We start from the raw sequence: 18,208 nt of genomic DNA, 5'->3' as shown, positions 1-18,208 counted from the left end.
CTGCTGCGCGGCAAACCGTCCGCGTCGAGTTCGCGCAAGGTGACCCGCTCGCGGGTGACGGAACAGCCTTCGGCGGTCTGATGCCGTCGGTGGTTGGCATGGCTGGATGGGCCCCTTGAGTGTGAACAGGCGTTAAGGCGATACTGCGAACCGGCGTGCACGCATCACAGCGCAACGTCGGCTCGCGGGCAAGCCGCCCACACTCTTCGGGAGCATGACACGTTGCAAGTAAGCTTCGCGCCCGCCACCGCTGACGACGTCGAAGCGCTCGTGCAGATACGCATCGAGGCGATGCGCGAGAGCCTGCAGCGCATCGGCCGGTTCGATCCTGCACGCGCCCGTGAGCGCTTTCTCGCGTCGTTCGACGCAAAATTCTGCCGCTATATCCTGGTCGACGGCGCGCCGGCCGGCTTCGTGCTGGTCAGGCCCGCCGCTGACCATCTGCTTCTCGATCATTTGTATGTCGTGCCCGCGCAGCAGGGCAAGGGCGTCGGTGCCGTCACGCTGGCCGCGGTAATCGCCGACGCGGACAGGCAGTCATTGGCGGTGCGGGTCGGCGCGCTGCGCGAGAGCGACTCGAACCGCTTTTATCAGCGCCACGGCTTTGTCAAAACGGCCGAGAGCGAGTGGGACATCTATTACGTCCGTGAGCCGTTCCCTCCGCGCCCGGCGTAGCGAGGTTCCGATCCACGCTCGCTGGGCGCAGTGCGCCCGCTTTGTTCAGCGCCGATGCGCGCCCGGCGACGGGCGCGGGAGTTCCAGCGGCCCGAGCATCTTCAGCCACCTTGCCGGTGACACGCCCCACGTACTGGTGAAGTGCCGCGTCATATGACTCTGGTCGGCGAAACCGGCGGCAGCCGACGCATCCGCGAGCGGCACTCCCTGGGCGGCCAGTTCGCGTACCCGATCCAGCCGGCGCATCGTCATATAGCGATGCGGGCTGGTGCCGAACAAGGCCCTGAAATCGCGCGACAGACTCCATTTGTCGCGGCCGCTGAGTGCAGCCAGTTCGTCGAGCGTCACCGCCTCGTCCGGCGAATCATGGAGGTACTGGCGGGCCTGCTCGGCGGCACGATAGTCGGCAACGCGCACGCGCGAAGCGTGGCCCGCGACGGCATCGAGCGCGAGCGCCAGATCGAAAATGGCGTCGTCCTGTTCGAGCGGATCGAGACGATGATCGACCGTCTGCAAGAGCGACTCGGTTGCGGCAACGAGGCGTGGATCCGTCGACAGTCCGCCTTCGATAAACGGCAGCGGCTTGCCGCCTAGCGCTTGCTGGAACAGCGCCGGTTCGATATACACCATCCGGTAGCGGAAGCCTTCATCGGTGCCGGCCTGACCGTCGTGCGCTTCGTCTGGATGCAGCACCATCGTCATGCCCGGCACACTGTTGCGGATGCCGCGACGGTAGTGAAAGCACTGCACGCCGGCGAGCGTGCGGCCGATCGCATAGGTATCGTGCCGGTGCAGGTCGTATGCGGTGTGATGAAAGAAGGCTTCGATGCGTTCGATGCCGCCCGTTGGCGGCGCGCGCTCGATCCAGTCCGCGTCCGCGCTGCGAGGCGAACGCGCGTGTCCCGTTTCGACGCGGTTCATGCGCATAGATCCGCTGAGCGTTGCAAGCCGCTCAAGCCCCGAGGCCCGGCCCGAAGTTGCTGCCGATCAGCCGCGTCACCGACGCGACATCCGCGTAGTCCTGTTCGGGCAGACCGTCCAGCATGGCGAGAACTTCGTTGCTCGCGCCGGCGTCGCGCGCGGCGTCGACGAGGCCGTCCTTGTTGATCGGATAGGTGACTTCACGCAAGACGTCGGCAATTTGCATGTCGATTGATTCGCCAGGGATAGCCGAGCCGGCCATGCGCGCGCTCCTTGAGGGTCATGTGAAATATTCGCGGCGGTCGCCGGTGCCGTGGCGGCCCGTGCGGCCTTCAGCGCACGGCGTTACGTTTGCAGATGTTCGTTCTGCGCGGTGAAGCCGCGCTCCAGATGTCTCGATTTGGGAAGCGCAATGTGCTCCCAGTGCTGCGGGCGATTTTCGTCGATCACGTGCACTTCAGGCGCCGCGGGCGCCACCGGCGCCGCATTGGCGCGTTCGACGGCGGCCTCGCGCGTGCTGTCGAGCGCGGTATGAACCGGCGCGGCAAAGCACGAAGCGGACAGCGTCACCATGACCATCAGTGTCGAGGTTTTCATCACCCGACCTCCTTTCCTCATGCAGCGCAATGACTGCAGCAAGCGCTATGCCACTCCTGCGGCCGCAGGGCAGGCATACGCCTCGTGCAGCCGCGCTCGCCGCGCGCCGCACTTCTTCCATCTTAGACGGCAAATCTTGCAAGCGCCTGCATAAAAGCGACAAACGCGCGACCAACGGATGCCATCCAGTCACGATCATGGCAGAAAAAAACCATTCGCGTCGCGAACGGTCGTGCCGCAGGACGGTGGGTCTCCGGAGCGCCCGCAAGGCGGTTCCGTGCGCCTTAGCGCAACGCGTCAAAGCGCGTCCATGGCCACGACGGCCGGTCCTGCATATAGCCGTTGAGCCAGTTCCACTGCGGATGGCGCTTCATGAACGCCTGCGCGTCGAACGGGCGTCCGCACGGGTGGCCCCAGCGCGCGCTGAACGCCATGTCGCGGGCCATTTCGCTGTCCACGACCTTGCCGTCGTTGGCGCCCCACGGGTTGAACGGACCGTGGTCCGATCCGCCAAAGCGCGCGTCGTCGAGTTCGAGGTGCCCGCAGATGGTTCGCGAGCATGGGTTGTCGCTGCGGTCCAGATAGACATCGTGATGGTCGGCAATCATCTGACGGGCCAGTTCCACGTCGATCTTGCCGTGATGCAGTTCCGCCAGTTGCATGAAGCGCAGGCGCCGCGCGCCGTTCTTGCGCACATCCGTATAGTCGTCGCCTTCGCCGAGGCATTCCTGGTTGCGAATCTTCAGATCCGTGGCGGTGTTGTAGCCGCTGTAAAAGCCGTCCCTGGTGCTTTCGAAGCCGGAGTAGTGAAGCCCCAGTTCGTAGCGGGCAATCTCGCCGGTCTTGGTGTCGCCGAGCAGCCAGCTATTGGCGTAGCCGCCGTTATTCCCCTGGGCGAACATCTCACACCATTCGCCGATGCTATTGGCGTACTGCGTCGCGCGCCGCGAGCGATAGAACTCTGGCGCGCCGCCCGCGTTGTAGCCGACGAAGCTCGAAATGGTGGTTTCGGTCACCATCAGGCCGGCGGCGGTGATCCAGAAGTCGGTGAGGCTGGAAATGCAGCCGGGCAGCCCTTGCATCAGGATGCGGTGGCCGGTGTCGGGCACGATGTCGAACACGACGTTGAAGGCGTCGCCCGCCGCATAGCGGTCCCACGAGTTGTGCGCCATCACAATGCGGCCGTCGCGCGTCGCATTGCCGGTGGCGATAAAGGCGCTGCAGTGATGGCCGCGCCGGCCGCGCCAGGGTTTGACGCCCAGACGCGGCTGCTGCGTGGCCACATGATTCGGCCACCAGCTTTGCAGCAGATCCATATAGCCGTTCCACGCCAGGACTTCGGCGAACGGCAGTTTGGCGCCGTCGGCGATGCCTTGGATCTCGTCGGCGAATTCGGTGTCGAGTTTGGGTGCGAACTGCGAGACAGCGGCATCGACGAAGGTGTCGAAGTCTTCGCCGGTGTCCCACTTCGCGAGGTAGCGCGCGGTACGGATGGCGTTCTGGATTTCGCTGGCAAGCAACTGTCCGTGCTGTTCACCGCGATCGTACGGCTCGCCTTCGATATGCACGAAAATCCAGCCCGCTTCGTCGCGGCGCATCGCGTCGGTGAAGGGTTCGCTCATTTTCGCTCCGGGTCGAAGGCGCGGGCATCTGTCGACAGCGCCCGGCGCAGCGTGGTGTCAGCGCGCAGCGCGCGCACGGGTGGGCTACGTGCGCCGCGTATGCTGCATTTTCATTGTAATGAGTCTGTGAGGGTTTGCCACGCGCCGTCTGTGCTGTATCGCGCTATCGGTACGCGCGGCGCGCGGTCGTTCAGTGCGACGGATTCATGCGGAAATAGGCGTCGAGCAGCGAGGTCTTATAGACGACCCCGGCGAGCTTCGGACACGCCGCGCTTTCGATGACCGGCAGCCGTTCGCCCTGGAACGCCAGAAAGTGCTGCAGGGCAACGCCCAGCGGCATATCCGGGGTCAGCACGTCGAAGTGCGGCTGCAGATAGTCGGCTGCCGTTCTGGCGGAGGTGTCGCGCCTGTCGAGCAGGTCGGACGTAATGTCCTTCAGCGCGACCACGCCGAGAAAGCAGCCGCTCGCGTCGGCCACGTACAGATACTTGACCGGATATTCGAGGAACACCCGTGTCATCTCCTGCACGGTTGCCTGCGGAGTGACGACGGTTTCAGCGGGACGGATCAGCTCGCGCATCTGGGTGGCGCGCAGGCGTGAGCGTTCCTGTTCCTCGCGGTTGCGGTGCAGGGTGATTTCGTACATCGAGGTCTTGCCGATCGCACGCGCGACGAAATATGCCACCACGCACGAGAGCATCAGCGGCAAGACAACCTGATAGCTGAGCGTCATTTCGAAGATCATCAGGATCGCCATCAGCGGCGCCTGGGTGGCGCCGGCGAGAAAGGCGCCCATGCCCACCATCGCATACGCATACGATGGCGCCGACGTGGCATGCGGCCACAGCGCATGCATACCCTGACCGAACAGCGAACCGACGACCGCGCCGACGAATAGCGTCGGCGTGAAAATACCGCCTACCGCGCCGGAGCCGGTGGTCGCGGCCGTCGCGATCACCTTGAACACCAGCACGAGGACGAGCGCGCTCCACGTCCACGGTGAATGCAGGATGGAGTTGACGACGCTGTAGCCGTTGCCCCATACCTCGGGTGACCACACCGACAGAATACCCACCACGAAGCCGCCCAGCGCGAGCCTCACGGGCAGCGGCACCGGCAGCTTGCGAAAGCCGGCTTTCGACAGGTCGAGCATGCGCAGAAACTGCGGCGCAGCGGCGCCGCACAACACCCCGAGCGCGACGAACAGCAGCACTTCGAGACCCGCCACCGGGGGAAACGCGGGCATTTCGTAAGGCGGCTGATAGCGCGTGAATTCGCGCATGGTGATGTTCGCCACCACGGCGGCCACGACCACCGGCCCGAAGCTGTCCATCGCGATCGAGCCGAGCACGATCTCGGTGACGAAGAACGCGCCGGCAATCGGCGCGCTGTACGCGGAGGTGATGCCGGCCGCCGCGCCGCACGCTACCAGCAGACGCAGGCGTGCCGGATCGAAATGCACCCAGCGTCCGATCAGCGAGCCGCTCAGCGCCGCCAGCTGCACCATCGGACCTTCGCGGCCAATCGAGCCGCCGCTTGCAATCGTGAACAGCGACGACACGCTGCGCCAGAAACTCAGACGCACCGGCACGACGCCGTCGCCGATCGCCACCGCTTCCATGTAGTCGGTATGCGCGTGCTTATCCGCGTGACGCCGCGCGATCAACAGCAGAAAGCCCGCGACCAGACCGCCTGCGGCCGGCATCCAGATGCGCTCGGTCCACGGCATGTGCCGCGCCATTTCGACGAAACTGCCCGAGCCGCCCGAAATGGCCCGTTGCAGCAGCGCGATGCACTCGCGAAATGCAATGGTGGCGAACGCCCCTGCGATACCGACCACCACCGACCACACCAGCATCGTATGGGCTTCCGACAGTCGAAACAGTTTTTGCGCGCGGGTGCGCAGCCTCAGCAGGAATGAAAGCACGTGGGCAGCAGAAGAGTTAAGGAGTGGAAAGGAACCGCGCGCAAGAATAGCACTGCGCCCGCCGCGTGTGAGGCGCGCGACGGGCGGGAGTGCCGCGGATTGACAGCGCGCCGCGAGCGGGTGTCCGGTGCCGCGTGAAGCGGACGCAATGGGCTCATCGCGCGGCCTTGTCGAGTTCGGGGTAGTGTCGGAAGATGCCCGTTTCGTTATACGCAAGGCGCCGCTTCGATGTCAGATAAGCGGCAAGGTTGGGCCGCTCCGCCACCGCGTCGTGCAGCGCCGCGAGTCTCGGGTAGTGCTCGCCGAAACGCTTCATCGCGCGTGGAAACGCGTAGTGCAGGCCGTCGATCAGCTGGAACATCGACAGGTCCACGTAGGTCAGCGCGCCGCTCACCATATGCTGGTCGCCGTCCGGGTTTTGTTTGAGCACGCGCTCGAAGTAACGCATGAACTTTGGGATGCGGTTGTCGATGAAATCGTGCGCGCGGATTTTTGCGGCGTCTTTCTGGTCCTCGTAATAGAGGCCGGTTGCGAGCGGATGATGCGTGTCGTGCACTTCGGTGACCATATCCGCGACGGTCAATTGCAGGCCGTTTGCCACGTAGCGCAAGCCTTCGTCACGCGGTGCGAGACCGAGCTTCGGGCCGAGGTAAAACAGGATGTTGGCGGTTTGCGGAATCAGCAGGTCGCCGTCCCTGAGAAACGGCGGCGCGTAAGGCGGATGCGGCTCGCTCTTGCTGCCCAGCACGTCCATCATCGCGCCGATGCCCAGCCCCGCGCTTTCACTGCCGCGACAGACTTCGACGTAGTCGGCCCGCGCTTCTTCCAGCGCCAGCCGCACAAACTCGCCGCGTCCCTGCAAACCGTCCCAATAGTAGAGTTGATAGCTCATCGATCGATCCTTGTCCGGTTGATCCACACCACGGGTTGACCCGCCCGCACTCGCTTCGATGCTGATTGTTTCGGCATGTGCCGCCCTATACCGAGCTCAGACACCTTGCACAGGCGTAGCAGGCAGTATGCCGCGCGCGGCCGCCGCGTTGTGCCCGCAGATGAGCATAAAACCCCGCGCGCGGGGGGCGAGGCGAAGGCGCGGCACCTTAGCCGGGCAGCCGTTGCACCAGCCACGTGATTCCCAGCCCGCCGGCCGTCAGCCATACATACAGGATCAGCCCGGTGGTCAGCGCGCGCGGACCGGCCTCGCGGATCTGCGAAATGCGGGTTTCGATACCAAGCGCGGTCATGGCCATCGTCAGGGCGAACGTGTCGAGCGTATTGAGGGTTTGGGTGGCCGCGGCAGGCAGCACGTGCAGCGAATTCACCACGACGAAGCCGAGAAAACCGAGCGCGAACCAGGGGATGGCCAGCTTGCGCGGCGCATGCCGGGCGCCGCTTGCGGTTGCGTTGGCCGGGCGGTTGACCCACCAACCGACCACCAGCAGCACCGGCACCAGCAGCATCACGCGCGTCATCTTGACGATGGTGGCAACGTGCGTGGCTTCCGGGCTGACATTGCTGGCCGCGCCGACCACCTGGGCCACTTCGTGAATCGTGCCGCCGAAGAAGAGGCCGGCGCCGACCGTATCGAGATGCAGCCAGCCTGCCTTGAACAGCAGCGGGTAGAGGAACATCGAGAGCGTGCCGAACAGCACCACGCTGCCGACCGCCATTGCGCTCTTGTGCGGCTTCGATTGCAGCGTGGACTCGAAGGCGAGCACGGCGGCGGCACCGCAGATGGCGCTGCCGGCGGCCGTCAGCAGCGCCGTGTCGCGATCCAGTTTCATCAGCTTCATGCCGGCCCACGTGCCGATCACCAGGGTGCTGACCACCACCAGCACCGATTCCGCCAGTCCCGGCAAACCCACCTGAGCGATCTCCTGCAAGCTCACGCGCAAACCGAAGCACGCCACCGCGATGCGCAGCAGCTTGCGCGCCGAGAAGTTGACGCCGGCCGCCCAGCTGGCCGGCATGCCGTCGCGCAGCGCATTCCCGTAGATCGCACCCGCGACGATGCCGACGATCAGCGGGCTCAGGCCCAGTCCCGCGATGGCGGGGACGGCCGCGATGCGCGTGACCGCCGCCGCGAACAGGGCGACGAAGAGAATGCCGTTGAGCTGGCCGCGGGTGGCTGACGCGGCGTGCTCGGGAACGGCGTGGACATGGACGGTGGACATGATGGTTGCCTTCGTGGCGGGCTGATTTTGACGGTCCAATCCTAATTTAGATATATCGATATGAAAAATCGTCATTTGTGACATAAACTATCGCCTCAAACGATAGTTGAGCGCCATGACCCCTGACCAGCTTATAACTTTCGCCGCCGTCGCCGAGCATCGCAACATCAGCCGGGCCGCGGTCGCGTTGCATCTGTCGCAGCCGGCGGTGTCCGGCCAGTTGCGTCAGTTGCAGGACGAATTCGGCGAGCCGCTCTATCAGCGCGACGGGCGCGGCGTGCGCCTCACGCCCGCGGGCGAACAGCTCGCCAGCTATGCGGCGCGTCTGCGCGACACGTGGCGGCAGGCGCACGCCTATCGCGACGCGCTGCGCGGACTGGAGCGCGGCACCCTGCGCATCGGTGCGAGTACGACGCCCGCCAGCTACCTGCTGCCATACCTGATCGCCGAGTTTCACCGGCGCTATCCCGACGTGAGCTTGCATACCGTGGATGGCAACACGGCGGATATCGTCGGCACGCTGGTTTCGCTGGATATTGCGTTGGTCGAAGGGCCGGTCGGCACGGATCTGCCGCCGGACACCGCGGTGCAGCCGTGGCGCGAGGACGAGATCGTCGCCATCATGCCGCGCACCCATCCGCTCGCGCAGGCGGCGGGCGCCGACCCGGCGCGCTATGGGCCCATTGATCTGCAGGCGCTGGGTGCCCATCCGCTGGTGCTGCGCGAAGCCGGTTCGGGCGTACGGCAGATGGTCGAGCGGGCGTTCGCGCGCGCCGCCGTGCCGATGCGGGTGGCGCTGGAGATCGCCGGTGTCGAAGGGGTGAAGGAAGCGGTGCGGGCGGGCATGGGAATCGGCTTTGTCTCGGCCATGTCGATGCGCCACGAGAGCGGCGCGCTGTGCCTGTTCTCGCTTAGTCCGGAGCCGCTGAAGCGGCGCTTCTCCATCCTGATTCCGCATGCGAGCGCGCCGTCGCGGGTGGTGGAGCGGTTTTTGGCTTTGACTATGGGTGAGGGCGACTGGGCGCGCGAAGCGCCATGATCCCGCGCGGGCCGTTTAGGGATTTCCACAATGGTGCGCCTGGACGCTCAAGGCGCACTATCCGGTCCATCAGGCGCCAGGCGCTTTTTTTCGGTGTGCAGATGGAACCGGTTCCATTTATGCAGCCGTCGAGCGTGGCTGAACGGAAGGCCATGGCGCACGAGGCCAGGCGAAACGAAGCAGCACGCTCAGCGATCAGGAGACATCCGCAATGAATCCGAGGCTCGACGTCATCACCTACGGCGAAGCAATGGCGATGTTCGTCGCCGCCGAAACCGGTCCGCTCGCCGGCGTCGGGCAATTCACGAAGCGCATTGCCGGCGCCGATCTGAACGTGGCGATCGGCTTGTCGCGGCTCGGCTTCAAGGTGGGCTGGATGAGCCGCGTCGGCGCCGATTCGTTCGGTCAGTATGTGCGCGACACGTTGAGCCGCGAAGGGATCGACCAGCAATGCGTAACGACCGATCCGCGCTATCCGACGGGTTTTCAGCTCAAGTCGAAAACCGGCGACGGCAGCGATCCTGCGATCGAATACTTCCGCAAAGGTTCGGCCGCGAGTCATCTGTCGACGGCCGACTATGCGTCGTCTTACGTGTTGCCGGCGCGCCATTTGCATCTGACGGGCGTGGCCCCGGCCATCTCCGCGTCGTCGCGTGAACTGGCCTTTCTGCTAGCCCACGAGATGCGCGCAGCGGGCAAGACGATCTCGTTCGATCCGAATTTGCGCCCGACGCTGTGGCCGTCGCGCGAGGCAATGGTGGACGGGTTGAACGCCCTGGCGGAACTCGCTGACTGGGTGCTGCCGGGCATCGGCGAGGGCGAGATTCTCACCGGCTATACGAAACCGGAAGATATCGCGCGTTTCTATCTGGATCGAGGCGCGCGCGGCGTCGTCATCAAGCTCGGCGCACGCGGCGCGTATTTCCGCACGGCGGACGACGCCGGCGTGGTGGCCGCGCAGCGCGTCGAGCAGGTGATCGACACGGTCGGCGCAGGCGATGGTTTCGCGGTCGGCGTGATCAGCGGCTTGCTGGAACGGCTCGAGTTGCCGGAAGCGGTGGCGCGCGGCAATCGGATTGGGGCGCTGGCGATTCAGGTGATCGGCGATTCCGAGGGACTGCCGACCCGCGCCGAACTCGATGCACTGGAACGGGCTACCGGTTGCGTATCCGGTGCTACCGTCAAACACGATGAGCATGGCATTGCTTGTCACGCTACTGTTGACGCGCGCCGTTAAACCGCGGCCGCTGAATCCGCCCGGGCGCGTCGCCCCACACTGCAAGGAAAATAAGCCGATGAAGAAAATTGTCGCCTACAAGCCGTTGCCCGACGACGTGCTCGCCTATCTGCGTCAGCATGCCGAGGTGGTGCAGGTCGACGCCACGCAGCACGAGGCCCTGGCCGCCGCGCTGAAAGACGCGGACGGGGCGATCGGCTCGAGCGTGAAGATCACGCCCCGGATGCTGGAGGGCGCGACGAAGCTGAAGGCGCTGTCGACTGTCTCGGTCGGCTTCGATCAGTTCGACGTCGCCGATCTCACGCGGCGCGGCATCGTGCTCGCGCATACGCCGGACGTGCTGACCGAATCCACTGCCGACACGGTGTTCTCGCTGATGCTCGCCAGTGCGCGCCGGGTGGTCGAACTGGCCGACTGGGTCAGGGCCGGTCAATGGCGCAGCGGCATTGGCCCGGCGCACTATGGCGTCGATGTGCAGGGCAAGATGCTCGGCATCGTGGGCCTGGGGCGGATTGGCGGCGCAGTGGCGCGACGCGCGGCGCTCGGCTTCAACATGAAGGTGCAATACACCAATCGCAGCCCGAATCTGCAAGCGGAGCAGGCATACGGCGCACGGCGCGTGGAACTAGGCGAACTGCTGGCCACCTCGGATTTCGTGTGTCTGCAGGTGCCGCTTACGCCCGAGACCCGGCATCTGATCGGCGCCGACCAGCTGCGCGCGATGAAGAAGAGTGCGATCCTGATTAACGCCTCACGCGGCGCGACCGTCGACGAAGCGGCGCTGATCGAGGCGCTGCAGTCCGGCACGATCCACGCGGCAGGGCTCGACGTGTTCGAAACCGAACCGCTGGCCGCCGACTCGCCGCTCCTGAAGATGCCCAACGTGGTCGCATTGCCGCATATCGGCTCGGCGACGCACGAGACGCGCCACGCCATGGCGCGCAATGCGGCAGAGAATCTCGTGGCCGCGCTGGATGGCACGCTGACCACCCACATCGTCAATCGCGACGTTCTGCACAAGTGAGACTTCGGTGAACCTTCCATACACCGTCGCGCCGCCGCGCCGCGCGACCATCAGCGACGTGGCCCGCGAAGCCGGCACCGGCAAGACCAGCATCTCGCGCTATCTGAACGGCGAGCTGAGCGTGTTGTCGCCCGAACTGCGCGCGCGGATCGAGGCCGCGATCGAACGGCTCGACTATCAGCCCAATCAGATGGCGCGCGGCCTCAAGCGTGGCCGCAATCGCCTCGTCGGCATGCTGGTCGCGGACCTGACGAACCCGTACTCGGTGGAAGTGCTGCAAGGCGTCGAGGCGGCCTGTCACGCGCTCGGCTATATGCCGCTGATCTGCCATGCCGCCAACGAAGTGGAAATGGAGCGGCGCTATCTGCAACTGTTGACCACTTACCGTGTGGAAGGTGTGATCGTCAACGCGGTCGGCGTGCGCGAAGAGACGCTCAGACCGGTGGGCGACGGCGGGATTCCGGCCGTGCTGGTGGACCGAACGGTGGATGGACTGGTCGCGGACCGGGTCGGGCTCGACAACACGGCTGCGGCTGAACTTGGCACGCGTCATCTGCTCGAGCAGGGTTTCGACGACCTCTGGTTTGTCGTGCAGCCGTTCGAGCGCGTCAGTTCGCGGCGCTTACGCGAGGCGGCGTTTCACGCGGTGCTGGGCGGGCAGACCCGTGCACGCGGGCACACGGTGGTGCTGGATCTCGGTGATGCGGCCGTCGTGGAGCAGACCCTGGCGGAACTGGATCAGGCGCTGGACGCCGCGCTGGCCAGGCACGCCGCCCCGGCGAACACCCGCGGCCGCATTGCGTTGTTCGCGGCGAATGCGCCGGTCGCGCTGAGCCTCGCACGGCATCTGAACGCGCGTCATGGTGCGCGCTGGCAGGAGCTCGTCGCGCTGCTGTCCATCGACGACCCCGAATGGGCCGAATTGACCGGCATCACGACGATCCGCCAGCCGACCTATCAGATCGGCTGGCGCGCGGTGGAATTCCTGCATGAGCGCATCGCCGGGGGCGCAGCGGACGCGCGCGACTGCCTGCTGAGAGGCGAGCTGGTCGTGCGCGCTTCAACTTCGCGCTGAACTTCGCGCCGAATCTGCGATCATTCGGGCTGCGGCGCGCAGCGGGTGCGCGCCGGACATCGCAAGGAAACCCATGGTTGTTGCACCGCTGACTCTCACCTGCGTCGCGCTCGCGACGTTGTTCGTTGCTCTTTTGCCCATTGTCCTGTATCGACGCCTGCGCCGCCCGCTGGGCCTGTCCTCGCGCGATGCGATTGCCGGTATCGCCGTGTTCGCGTTGTTCGCGATGGTGATCGAGCGCGCGCTCAACGGCTATGTGCTGCATCAGAACGAGACGACCGCTGGGTGGCTGTCGAACCCGCTGGTGTTCGTGATCTATGGTGCGCTGGCCGCGGGAGTGTGCGAGGAAGGAGGGCGTTTCATCGCCATGAAGCTGATGTGGCGACGGCTGACGACGCGTCACGCGGCCGGTGCGACTCTCGCGACTTCCGAGACTTCCGCGGCAGAGGGCGGTTCCACGGCTGCGACGCAGGTGGTGGCAAAACCTGCGACCCAAACCGCGGTCCCGAGCGGCGACGGCAGCGCGCTCGCTTACGGCCTCGGTCACGGCGGCGCGGAGGCCTGGATGGTCGGCGTGCTGGTGCAGATCCAGTGGATCGTGTTTGCCGTGATCGAAAATCGTGGCGAACTCGACACTTATCTGGGCAACGTGCCGCCCGACTCGCTGATGCGCCTGCATCTGGTCCTCGCCAGTCTGTCACCGCAGTCGGCCGGTATTTTCCTGCTCGAACGGGTCGCGGCGCTGGTGTTCCAGATCGGCATGTCCGTCTTGATGTGGCGCGGCGTGCGTGCTGGCTGGCGCGGTATCCTGCCGTTGGCCATCTTCGCCCATGCGCTCGTCGACGTGCCCGCCACGCTGTTTCAGGCACGGGTGCTGCCGCTGTTCGCGGTGGACGCCATTTATGCGCTGGCGGCGGTGATCGTCACGGGCGTGCTGATGAAGCTGTTCAGGCAGCCGGCGCGCGCCATCTGAATGCCTGATTGAATGTACGAGCGCGCGCCGGTCTGCACGCGGCGCGCCGGCAACTTCGCAACCTTTGGCCTGTAAAAATGGAAGCCTATCAATACGACTGCGCGAGCCCCGACTTCGAAGAACTCGCGCGGGTCATCAGCGACCTGTTCCCGGAACAGACCCAGTTCAGCGAGCGCCCCGCCGAAGACGGCACGCCGACGCTGGTGGTCCATTGGGTCGCCATGCGCTTCGGCGCGGCGGCGCGCCGCATCACGCTCAGTGTGGTGATGACGCCGGTGGTGCTGGCGCGCTATCGCGCATTGCCGGTACGGCTGCGGGGCCGTAGCTTCGCGGTGCTGCGCGCGTATGTCGAGGCGACCATCGGCTCGCTCGAAGAGCAGTATGCAAACGGTGAAGCGGTGCCGCGTGAGGTCACCGTCGAGCTCGACGAACAGTTCGCGTAAGCGCGGCGTTTGCGGTTCGCCGCACGCGCTAATCCGCCGTGCGATAAACCTTGGCAAAACGCGCCGCCTGAACGACGCCATAATCGCCGGGCGCATATTGCATGACCCAGTCGCCGGCGTTGCCGTGCAGCACGTCGCCGCCCGCCGCCGAGCGCGCGAGAGCAAACGGCTCGTTCATCTGCAAGGCCAGCACGATGGCCGGGCGGTTGCGGTAAGCGCCCGCGTCGCCGTGCGCGAGCGCCGCATCGGCGGGGACGTATTTCGCATCGAAACGATCGCGTGAGACGACCCAGCGGTCGCCGGTCGAACCCGTGATGAGCGCGTCGCCGCGTGCATAGCGGTTCGGACCTTCGAGGCTCATCAGTTCGCCAGCGCCGGCGGCAAATTCGACGGTGACGGTTTCTTGCTTGACGACGCGCTGTGCGGCGGCGTCGGAACGCAGGTCGAGGTTCTTGAGTTCGATCATGAAGCAGATGGCCGGTAAGATGAAACGCAGGTAAGCAACAGGAAGCGGGCGAAGCACAGCTAAAACCCACCGGTAACGCGACGCAATGCACGGCGCACGGCAAGCGATCCACACACGCCGTCAGCTCGCGCACCCGCATGATGCCAGAAGCATAAAAGCACAACGCCCGCCGATGAGGGCGGGCGTTGTGTGTTCAACGGCTTTTAGGCTTACTTGGCGGCCTTGCCGTGCTTCTTGCCGCCTTGGGGCGGCTCGTGACGGAAGGTCGTGTCGGCGAGCGTCTTCTGCTCCGCCGAGAAGCTGCTGTATAGCGGCTCGAATGCGTCGACCAGCCGCTTCATGCCGTCGGCGTGGGCCTGGGCGATGGTGGCGTATTGCTTCATGTCGTCGAGCGCGGACAGGTTGGTCGCCGCCCTGCGTTCCTGGAACAGCTGGCTCATGGTCTGGCCGTTGCTGCGCATCACGTCGGCAAAGGCGTTCCATTGCGTTTCCTGCGCGGGCGTGATCTTCAGTTGCGAGTGCAGGTAGGCAATGCGGTCTTCGACATTGCGCTCGTGTTTGCCCCCCGGTGCGGACGCTGCCATGGCGTTTGCAACGGGTGCCGAAGCGGGTGCTGCGGTTTGTGCGAAGGCACCGCTCATGGCGAGCGTGGAGGCGAGGATTACCAGTGCTTTTTTCATCGAAACTCCTGATGGTCGTTCGTATTCGGGTAGCGCGTGTACGGCGCGGGCAGCCTGGATAGCGCGATGGTAGCGCCGGCTGCAAAGCCTGCTTTGCCAAGCCCGCTATTAGTAACACGATATTCCTGCAATGCGACTACGCTGCGACAAACGCTTACAACCGAAACGAACAGGAAATAGCGGCGTGCATCAAGCTGTCGGCATGAAAACCGGGGTGGCCGCGATCGAGGCGGTCAGTCTGACGGCGATAGTCGTCAGTACTGCGACAGTGCCGGCGAATTCTGACGGACGAAGCGGGCGAGCTTCGTCGCCTTCATGATCGAATGCTTCGGCGTTTGACAGCGCGCGGGAGATAATCCGCTGCATCGTGTTCAACCGACTTTCACTGATAACCACCGATGAGACCTCCGCGCCTCGATCAACTCGACGAGCTCGACCGTAATCTGGTCGCGCTGCTGCAAGCCAACGCCCGCGAAAGCGTCGCCGATCTCGCCCGCCAGCTCGGCGTGGCGCGCACCACAGTGATTGCGCGCATCGCGCGGCTCGAACGTACCAATGTGATTGCCGGCTACAGCGTGCGGCTCGGCCAGGATGTGCTCGATGCGAGCATCTACGCTTATGTCGGCATCATCATTGCACCGAAGCACGGGCCGGACGTGCAGAAGCGGCTCGGCAGGATGCCCGAGGTGCAACTGCTGTGCGCGGTGAGCGGCGAGTTCGATTACGTCGCGTGGCTGCGCGCGGATTCGCCCGACCGGCTCAACGACCTGCTGGATCAGATCGGCGCGCTGGAGGGGGTCGAGCGGACCACGACTTCGATCATTCTGGCCCGCAAGATCGATCGGGGCATGATTGGGGGCTGAAGGCGCGAGTCCGGCATGCGCCGCCGTTTACACGATTTTTATACGTTTTCGTCGAATCGTCGTACTTTCTCGTCATAACGTCGAAATAGCTGGTCAGAGCGCAGCATTTTGTGCCTATGATCTGTTTTTGCTTCTCCCTAAACTGTGTTGCAAGGGTTCGGCCCGCAGCGCGCAGCGCCTGAGCGCAGCGCACTTTCGAAGCTGGAAACAGCATACAAGCAGACACAGAACAAGGAGAAGCGCATGAAAGTTGCCATCGTTGGCGCAGGTTTGATCGGCCACACCATTGCCCATATGCTGCGTGAGACCGGCGACTACGAAGTGGTCGCCTTCGACCGCGACCAGCAAGCGCTCGACAAGCTCGCCGAACAGGGTATTCCGACGCGCCGTGTGGACTCCGCCGACGCCTCCGCACTGCGCGCCGCCGTGCAAGGCTTCGATGCGCTCGTCAACGCATTGCCCTACTACCTTGCCGTGAATGTCGCGTCCGCCGCCAAGGGCGCCGGCGTCCATTACTTCGATCTGACCGAAGACGTGCGTGCCACCAGCGCGATCCGCGCGATTGCCGACGACGCCGACCACGCGTTCATGCCGCAGTGCGGCCTCGCGCCTGGCTTTATCGGCATTGCGGCGCACGAACTGGCGAACCGCTTCAGCGAAATCCGTGACGTCAAGATGCGCGTCGGCGCTCTGCCGGAGTTTCCGACCAACGCGCTGAAGTACAACCTGACGTGGAGCGTCGACGGCCTCATCAACGAATATTGCCAGCCTTGCGAAGCGATCCGCGACAGTCGTACGCAGTGGGTGCAGCCGCTCGAAGGCCTCGAACACTTCTCGCTCGACGGTACCGAATATGAAGCCTTCAACACCTCCGGCGGCCTCGGTACGCTGTGCGAGACGCTGTCGGGCCGGGTCGAGACGCTCGACTACAAGTCAGTGCGTTATCCGGGCCATCGCGACCTGATGCAATTCCTGCTGGAGGACCTGCGCCTCGCCACGGATCGCGACACACTGAAGTCGATCATGCGCCGTTCGGTGCCCTCGACGGCACAGGACGTCGTGTTGATCTTCATCACGGTAACGGGCATGCGCGATGGCCAACTGGTGCAAGAGGTCTTCACACGCAAGATCTTCGCGAAGACCGTGTGCGGCGTGCCGATGAGCGCAATCCAGATTACGACCGCGGGCGCGATGTGCGCCGTGCTCGATCTGTTCCGCGAGAAGAAGCTGCCGCAAAGCGGGTTTGTGCGCCAGGAGCAGGTGTCGCTGCGCGAGTTCCTCGGCAATCGCTTCGGTCAGTTGTATGAAGGCAAATCGCTCGACGCAATGGCGACGGTTTGAGCTCAGTCGTCAGATAGCCCGAAAGCGGCTTGCCGAGGGCCGTGAGCAGGCGTTGCAGCACAAGGTGACAGGCCACTCAGAGGGCCGTTTCAGCGCCCCCGGTTACCTGGGGGCGTTGTGCTGTCTGGACCTGCCAGCTTGACTGTTTCCGGGTAACCGCACACGGGTGGCACGCGTCTTTGCCGCTATGCGGGAACCGGCGGCATGATCACCGGCGACGCCGGCCGGCCACCGACAATCCGCGCGAGCAGCGCCTCGTAGTCCGCCGCCGCGGGCGCGGTATTGTCGAACATCAGCAGTTCTGCACAGGTCGCCTCGTCCGGCGTGAAGCGGCGCTGCCGGTATTCATCCCAATGCGCGAGCTTGTAGGCGTCGTTCGGGTCCGCCCGTGCGACGATCCGCTGCCGCGCCGTCTCCTCCGACGTGTGCACCCACACGACGTGAATCTCGACGTCGTCGCCCACCCCAAGCCACGCCCGATCGAACAGGCGCCGCTCGCGCACTTCACGCGAAAGCGGGCCGACCACCAGCGCACCGATACCAAGCTCGAGATTCTCCCGGGCAGTGCCGATCAGGCCGCGATATTCCGGATCGCGCAGATGCTGCAGAAAAAGCGGGCTGTCGCGATCGTTGGGGTCGTTGTTCAGCAGCGCCATTGCGGCGGCACTGTAGCCGCCGTAGAGCGTGTCCTTGTCGAGCAGGCAGAAGCCATGACGGGTGGTTCGCATCAGCGGGCCGATCAACCTTTTGGCGAGCGTCGTCTTACCGGTGCCTGCATGACCGCAGAAGAAAACCAGATGGGCCACTACGATTCGTCCTGCGCAAAGGCGGCTGGGTCGTCTTGCGCTTCGCCCGGTGCCGGGTCGCGCGCGAACTTGCCATTGGCTTCGAGCCACATCACGTTGATGATGCCAAAACCTAGTGCCACGCCGATACCGAGAATCCAGCTGAAATACCACATGGCGGTCTCCTTGATCGAAGTCGCTGGGCGGCCGTTGTGGGAGCACAAGGCCGCCATGCCGTTCGTCTCTGCAGATCATGACCAAGTAGCGCGCGCCGCGCAAGAGGCGAACCATAGGCCGTTCGGCCAGATGGCGAAACGGCCTTGCATTGCTATCATGCATGGCAGTGTGAATATGTGTCGGGGCAAG

The 18,208-nt window shown here is 64.8% G+C and carries 21 protein-coding genes; 9 read left to right on the top strand and 12 right to left on the bottom strand.

Translation table 11 applies throughout. The annotated features are described in order from the left end of the window. Positions 1-222: 222 nt before the first annotated feature. Positions 223-675, top strand: a complete 453-nt coding sequence (locus VGH41_RS04425; protein WP_331596125.1) for a GNAT family N-acetyltransferase — start codon at positions 223-225, stop codon at positions 673-675. Between the two features lie 45 nt (positions 676-720). On the opposite strand, the gene VGH41_RS04420 is transcribed toward VGH41_RS04425, so the two are convergent. The 7 genes from VGH41_RS04420 to VGH41_RS04390 all read right to left on the bottom strand — a co-directional run bounded on the left by VGH41_RS04420 (position 721) and on the right by VGH41_RS04390 (position 7,916). Then, positions 721-1,596 carry an AraC family transcriptional regulator gene (locus VGH41_RS04420; protein WP_331596124.1) on the bottom strand — a complete coding sequence of 292 codons (876 nt, stop codon included), beginning with the start codon at positions 1,594-1,596 and terminating at the stop codon, positions 721-723. Between the two features lie 31 nt (positions 1,597-1,627). Next, positions 1,628-1,858: a DUF2795 domain-containing protein gene (locus VGH41_RS04415; protein ID WP_331596123.1), complete on the bottom strand. Its 231-nt coding sequence runs from the start codon at positions 1,856-1,858 to the stop codon at positions 1,628-1,630. Positions 1,859-1,941: 83 nt separating this feature from the next. After that, entirely contained in the window at positions 1,942-2,193 is a 252-nt protein-coding gene (locus VGH41_RS04410) for a hypothetical protein (RefSeq protein WP_331596122.1), read from the bottom strand. A gap of 284 nt (positions 2,194-2,477) precedes the next feature. Further along, complete coding sequence (locus VGH41_RS04405) at positions 2,478-3,815, bottom strand: C45 family peptidase (protein WP_331596121.1); 1,338 nt, start codon at positions 3,813-3,815, stop codon at positions 2,478-2,480. A gap of 190 nt (positions 3,816-4,005) precedes the next feature. Then, positions 4,006-5,742 carry a ClcB-like voltage-gated chloride channel protein gene (locus VGH41_RS04400; RefSeq protein WP_331596120.1) on the bottom strand — a complete coding sequence of 579 codons (1,737 nt, stop codon included), beginning with the start codon at positions 5,740-5,742 and terminating at the stop codon, positions 4,006-4,008. Between the two features lie 154 nt (positions 5,743-5,896). Next, positions 5,897-6,634, bottom strand: a complete 738-nt coding sequence (locus VGH41_RS04395) for a glutathione S-transferase (RefSeq protein WP_331596119.1) — start codon at positions 6,632-6,634, stop codon at positions 5,897-5,899. A 208-nt stretch (positions 6,635-6,842) separates the two neighbouring features. Then, positions 6,843-7,916 (bottom strand): YeiH family protein, encoded by a 1,074-nt coding sequence (locus tag VGH41_RS04390; protein WP_331596118.1) that lies wholly within the window; start codon positions 7,914-7,916, stop codon positions 6,843-6,845. Positions 7,917-8,031: 115 nt separating this feature from the next. On the opposite strand from VGH41_RS04390, the gene VGH41_RS04385 reads away from it, so the two are divergent. From VGH41_RS04385 to VGH41_RS04360, 6 genes are all read left to right on the top strand, one after another. Then, on the top strand, positions 8,032-8,955 hold the full coding sequence (locus VGH41_RS04385; RefSeq protein WP_331596117.1) for a LysR family transcriptional regulator: 924 nt from the start codon (positions 8,032-8,034) through the stop codon (positions 8,953-8,955). A gap of 211 nt (positions 8,956-9,166) precedes the next feature. Further along, on the top strand, positions 9,167-10,192 hold the full coding sequence (locus VGH41_RS04380) for a sugar kinase (RefSeq protein WP_331596116.1): 1,026 nt from the start codon (positions 9,167-9,169) through the stop codon (positions 10,190-10,192). Between the two features lie 58 nt (positions 10,193-10,250). Then, complete coding sequence (locus VGH41_RS04375; RefSeq protein WP_331596115.1) at positions 10,251-11,216, top strand: D-glycerate dehydrogenase; 966 nt, start codon at positions 10,251-10,253, stop codon at positions 11,214-11,216. A gap of 7 nt (positions 11,217-11,223) precedes the next feature. Next, positions 11,224-12,291, top strand: a complete 1,068-nt coding sequence (locus VGH41_RS04370; RefSeq protein WP_331596114.1) for a LacI family DNA-binding transcriptional regulator — start codon at positions 11,224-11,226, stop codon at positions 12,289-12,291. Positions 12,292-12,364: 73 nt separating this feature from the next. After that, on the top strand, positions 12,365-13,264 hold the full coding sequence (locus VGH41_RS04365; RefSeq protein WP_331596113.1) for a YhfC family intramembrane metalloprotease: 900 nt from the start codon (positions 12,365-12,367) through the stop codon (positions 13,262-13,264). A gap of 77 nt (positions 13,265-13,341) precedes the next feature. Then, positions 13,342-13,707, top strand: a complete 366-nt coding sequence (locus tag VGH41_RS04360) for a DUF3022 domain-containing protein (RefSeq protein WP_331596112.1) — start codon at positions 13,342-13,344, stop codon at positions 13,705-13,707. A gap of 28 nt (positions 13,708-13,735) precedes the next feature. Here VGH41_RS04360 and VGH41_RS04355 read toward each other — a convergent pair whose 3' ends face one another. The 3 genes from VGH41_RS04355 to VGH41_RS04345 form a co-directional block, all read right to left on the bottom strand. Then, positions 13,736-14,173 (bottom strand): PGDYG domain-containing protein, encoded by a 438-nt coding sequence (locus VGH41_RS04355; protein ID WP_331596111.1) that lies wholly within the window; start codon positions 14,171-14,173, stop codon positions 13,736-13,738. A 209-nt stretch (positions 14,174-14,382) separates the two neighbouring features. After that, positions 14,383-14,853 carry a Spy/CpxP family protein refolding chaperone gene (locus VGH41_RS04350; protein WP_331596110.1) on the bottom strand — a complete coding sequence of 157 codons (471 nt, stop codon included), beginning with the start codon at positions 14,851-14,853 and terminating at the stop codon, positions 14,383-14,385. 189 nt (positions 14,854-15,042) lie between these two features. Then, positions 15,043-15,249 (bottom strand): hypothetical protein, encoded by a 207-nt coding sequence (locus VGH41_RS04345; protein WP_331596109.1) that lies wholly within the window; start codon positions 15,247-15,249, stop codon positions 15,043-15,045. A gap of 2 nt (positions 15,250-15,251) precedes the next feature. Here VGH41_RS04345 and VGH41_RS04340 point away from each other — a divergent pair, with 2 nt between their 5' ends. Both VGH41_RS04340 and VGH41_RS04335 read left to right on the top strand, forming a co-directional pair. Then, positions 15,252-15,716 (top strand): Lrp/AsnC family transcriptional regulator, encoded by a 465-nt coding sequence (locus VGH41_RS04340; protein ID WP_331596108.1) that lies wholly within the window; start codon positions 15,252-15,254, stop codon positions 15,714-15,716. 243 nt (positions 15,717-15,959) lie between these two features. After that, positions 15,960-17,057: a saccharopine dehydrogenase family protein gene (locus tag VGH41_RS04335; protein ID WP_331596107.1), complete on the top strand. Its 1,098-nt coding sequence runs from the start codon at positions 15,960-15,962 to the stop codon at positions 17,055-17,057. Between the two features lie 185 nt (positions 17,058-17,242). On the opposite strand, the gene VGH41_RS04330 is transcribed toward VGH41_RS04335, so the two are convergent. Further along, a complete protein-coding gene (locus VGH41_RS04330; protein ID WP_331596106.1) occupies positions 17,243-17,863 on the bottom strand; it encodes an ATP-binding protein in 621 nt (206 codons plus the stop codon). Beyond that, the gene (cydX, locus tag VGH41_RS04325) at positions 17,863-18,018 is read right to left on the bottom strand and encodes a cytochrome bd-I oxidase subunit CydX (protein ID WP_331596105.1); all 156 of its coding nucleotides are present in this window, start codon (positions 18,016-18,018) and stop codon (positions 17,863-17,865) included. Before cydX ends, VGH41_RS04330 begins: the two co-directional genes overlap by 1 nt. Positions 18,019-18,208: the final 190 nt, after the last annotated feature.

The organism is Paraburkholderia sp. (assembly GCF_036488795.1).
In the GTDB taxonomy this organism is placed as follows: Bacteria; Pseudomonadota; Gammaproteobacteria; order Burkholderiales; family Burkholderiaceae; genus Paraburkholderia.
Note: the sequence above shows the minus strand (reverse complement) of the source record. Positions and strands in the feature narration are given on the sequence as shown.